Genomic DNA, 810 nt, shown 5'->3' with positions numbered 1-810 from the left:
ATTTGTAACCGTAACCTTGTAACCTTTCCATAAAATCAAGCTTGATTATTATCATCATTTATCTGCACCGCAAGGTGCTTGTCCTATCATGTATAATTTATTTATAGGAAGGTGATATATGCCCAAATATTCAGACGTTGAGAAGTTAGACAAGATTAACACACCGCAAGACATAGCAGCCAATCCAAAGTTTGGCATATACGCCTATATCACTGACAAGGATGAAATCATCTATATTGGCAAGGATAGAGGTATTGATACGCATAAGCGTTACAGAGACCATATTGCACCATCCTGCTATGATGACCAGGCAATCAACAAATACATCCAGACACCCGGTGTTGCTAAGAGAGTCAGATATATGGTTCTTGCTATCTGTGCGGATGAGGTTGAGATGAATAACCTTGAAACCATTTATATCCTGTTTTACAAGGCGTTGGGACAATGCAGGTTCAATCATGCCATTGACATAAACGGTAAGCTTATAGATACCTTAAAAGAAAGATTAGGGGAAAACCTGAAGATTAACTAATCTCTCACGCGCACGCGCACGTACACGTATATATATATTAAGTATTATTATTATTATTTATATAGTAATGTATATAGTATTATCATCTTGCTGGATAAGTATATAGGGTATTGTATATATGTTATATAATATAAGTACAACAGTTAAAAGGTGAAACTATCTAGCACCTGTGTATCAAATGAATACACTTAATGGGTAGTACATATAGGTAGTGGCATTGGTTTGTATTAGTGAGCACCCCTAATGGTTTGTGAGTTTATGTGTGATGTTTTTGCGTG

At 35.9% G+C, this 810-nt stretch carries 1 protein-coding gene; it reads left to right on the top strand.

Features of this window, described 5'->3' with window-relative positions; all coding sequences use genetic code 11:
• The first annotated feature begins 118 nt into the window (after positions 1-118).
• Positions 119-532 carry a hypothetical protein gene (locus N1032_RS24690; protein ID WP_259543160.1) on the top strand — a complete coding sequence of 138 codons (414 nt, stop codon included), beginning with the start codon at positions 119-121 and terminating at the stop codon, positions 530-532.
• Positions 533-810 lie beyond the last annotated feature (278 nt).

The organism is Herbiconiux daphne, assembly GCF_024979295.1.
Lineage (GTDB): Bacteria > Actinomycetota > Actinomycetes > Actinomycetales > Microbacteriaceae > Herbiconiux > Herbiconiux daphnes.
This window is presented reverse-complemented; position numbering and strand designations above follow the sequence as displayed.

Bases quoted from the DNA above. Each gene is read 5' to 3' on its own strand.
- N1032_RS24690 (WP_259543160.1), top strand. From the start codon at position 119: ATGCCCAAATATTCAGACGTTGAGAAGTTAGACAAGATTAACACACCG.